4 protein-coding genes are annotated in these 2,624 nt (G+C 35.6%); 3 read left to right on the top strand and 1 reads right to left on the bottom strand.

Annotated elements, in window-relative coordinates:
- Positions 1-407: 407 nt before the first annotated feature.
- Positions 408-761, top strand: a complete 354-nt coding sequence (locus C200_RS01760; RefSeq protein WP_016211999.1) for an ADP-ribosylation factor-like protein — start codon at positions 408-410, stop codon at positions 759-761.
- Positions 751-1,314 carry a hypothetical protein gene (locus tag C200_RS01755; RefSeq protein WP_016211998.1) on the top strand — a complete coding sequence of 188 codons (564 nt, stop codon included), beginning with the start codon at positions 751-753 and terminating at the stop codon, positions 1,312-1,314. Before C200_RS01760 ends, C200_RS01755 begins: the two co-directional genes overlap by 11 nt.
- A 130-nt stretch (positions 1,315-1,444) precedes the next feature.
- On the opposite strand, the gene pgeF is transcribed toward C200_RS01755, so the two are convergent.
- Entirely contained in the window at positions 1,445-2,173 is a 729-nt protein-coding gene (pgeF, locus tag C200_RS01750) for a peptidoglycan editing factor PgeF (protein ID WP_016212000.1), read from the bottom strand.
- 119 nt (positions 2,174-2,292) lie between these two features.
- Here pgeF and C200_RS01745 point away from each other — a divergent pair, with 119 nt between their 5' ends.
- A complete protein-coding gene (locus tag C200_RS01745) occupies positions 2,293-2,571 on the top strand; it encodes a DNA-J related domain-containing protein (protein WP_016212002.1) in 279 nt (92 codons plus the stop codon).
- Positions 2,572-2,624 lie beyond the last annotated feature (53 nt).

The raw sequence follows: 2,624 nt of genomic DNA, 5'->3' as shown, positions 1-2,624 counted from the left end.
AAAAATTTCGACAAAAACAGAGGGATAATTCCAGTTTTAAACTGTCTCACTTATGGGGGGTTGACAACTCTTACTTATTGAAATTCCAAACCTTATTGTTATACAAGCAGATGAAATTAAACACGCTAACACTGTTTTAACACAAATTGAGAATAACACCTCACCATAGATCTTAAACTTAACAATAAAAAATAAATATAAAATAAAAATCAAAACGCTTCTAAACCAAAGTAAATAATTAATAATTCATCCAAAATAAAAATAAAAATTTAAAAAAAATAAATAAATTAGTTGATTTTTGTTTATAAAATTAGTGACTTATATAGTTAAAAACGTTATATTTTCTATTGATAATTCGGATAATCTTCTTGTTGTCAAAGAGCAAGAACTATAAAAGGGAAGATAAAATGCCAAGAAAAAAAAGCGAACTCCTTGTAAAGAGGCAAATCATCGCTATCGGATTAGCAGGAGCGGGTAAAACTTCTTTTTTAAAAAAACAGCTAAGTAAAAGCAGCACGATAATCGCTAACCCTGTTCATATAACAACTGATCTTCAAGACTCTAGAATATGGGATGTAGGAGGAAACCCTCGCTATGATATTATGCAAAGCTTGTATCATCAAAACGCAAAAACTGCTTTATTATTTATTGATTGCAGCCGAGTTAATAAAAGCATAGAAAATTTAAGAAGTAAAGTAAAAAAAATTACCCACAGATATAAGATATGGAGTAGTTTTTACAAAAAGAGATTTGGCTCCTAATTTAGACATTGCAGAGTCTTTTGAAAAGGTAAAAGAACAGCTCAACCTTTCTTCTAAACCTTTTGTTTCTTCCAAGCCCTATGTATCGACATCACTCCATGACAACGAAACATCATTAGATAGAAAGCTTAAAGAATTAATAGAATCAGAAGCAAGAGCCTTTAAAAAAATTGAGACTGCACTAACTAGCCTTGAAAAACATAGAGATAAAAAAATCAAAAAAAATGATAGCAAATACGATAAAGTCACTAGTTTCATCCAAGATACAAGACAACGCATTAATGACTTTAACTCTGGCAATAACCAAGCCTTTGCAGGCTATCAAAAGCATCACCAAGGCATGATTAAAGATCTTAAAGATAATCGAACAACCGCAAAATGGTGGCGCGCAATTGCCATTAATTTCGCCACCTTAGGTGTGTCTTTAATATGTACACGAATAAGCACCAAAAAAACGACAAAAAGCTACTTACCATTTTATTCTGAATCTTTAGCAACATCAGGTACAAAAGCCATGAAAGTAGAAAGCCAAATCGCAGCACTTACTGCCTGACACAATTTATCTTATGACCAGGAGAATATTCATTCTCTTTACCCGCCATATTATATTATAGAGAGCACGAATGGCTATTTACCTAAGAAAAGGTGATAAAATAATCTCCAACTAGGTCAAACTGTCTTAATTAGCGAATCATAATCACCGTAGCCATTCTACCTGTCTGACCGTCGCGCCGATAGGAGTAAAAATTAGGGTCACTATAAGTACAGATATTTTCTTGATAAATTTCATATATACCTAAATCATGAAGTATTTCACTTGCTAAACCATACATATCCGCTAGAAATTTATCCTGAGTATCATTTTTAAATGCAAAGTATTTTGCCATCTTTGGCGATTTTTTCAGATATAACGCTCTCACCTCTGCTCCAACTTCAAATGCCATTTTTCCTATAGCCGGTCCCAACCACACTTGCCAGTCGCCAGTTCCTAATGCAGCAAACGTACTTTCAATCACGCCAGCACACAAGCCTCGCCAACCCGCGTGAATCGCAGCAACTTTCTTCCCTTGTTTATCTGCAACTAAAATAGGCAAGCAGTCGGCTGTCATCACCACACAGGCCACTCTAGCCTCATCACTCCAACTTGCATCTGCAATTAGGCCCTCTTCTACTTGCCTTTGCGCTTTAACCACCGTGCAAGAATGTATTTGCTCTAACCAGCATAAGTCCTGCTCTAAACCTAAAAATTTTTGCAATAAGCCACGGTTTTTCTGTACATTTTGAACACCATCGCCAACATGGCTCCCCAGGTTCATCGAGTCAAAAACACTTTGACTCAAACCACCTTGCCGATCGGTATACAGCGCTTGGACTCTATCAGAAAATGGGGCATTAATTGAAAAAATAGCCATGCTTGCTCATCTCTTATTTAATTCAATCATCTCGCTCAGTCAGGTTACCAGCCTGACACATTTTTTGCATAAAAAAAAGCAATGACAAAACAAGAGCACACATCAACGAAAGGCGAGCTATGTTTACTAGATTAGTGACTATTTTAAAAAAGCACCCTGATGGTATTAAAGAATATGATCTTCTTAAACAATTAGAATTAGAACACTCTGAAAATACTGAGAACTCTGGGTTCGATGAGCTACGCAGCACATACGATCTATTCCAACGTCACTTTTTATTATTTCACAGTCTATATCACTTAAAAGATGCTTTATTAAGGCATCAATGCTACTGCTTGGACATTCACTGTCTGAATATTCGCCTTGGGCCTTATTATAATCCACACACAACGTTATAGCGCTCAACGAATAGTTTCTGACATTGACTTCATTACTTGACTAAGCGCTGTCT

Origin of the sequence: Piscirickettsia salmonis LF-89 = ATCC VR-1361, from assembly GCF_000297215.2 — a bacterium.
Classification (GTDB): Bacteria; Pseudomonadota; Gammaproteobacteria; order Piscirickettsiales; family Piscirickettsiaceae; genus Piscirickettsia; species Piscirickettsia salmonis.
The sequence above is the reverse complement of the archived record's forward strand: the minus strand, read 5'-3'. Positions and strand labels throughout refer to the sequence as shown.

Coding starts and splice junctions, on each gene's coding strand:
- C200_RS01745 (WP_016212002.1), top strand. CDS start 2,293: ATGTTTACTAGATTAGTGACTATTTTAAAAAAGCACCCTGATGGTATT.
- C200_RS01760 (WP_016211999.1), top strand. CDS start 408: ATGCCAAGAAAAAAAAGCGAACTCCTTGTAAAGAGGCAAATCATCGCT.
- pgeF (WP_016212000.1), bottom strand. CDS start 2,173: ATGGCTATTTTTTCAATTAATGCCCCATTTTCTGATAGAGTCCAAGCG.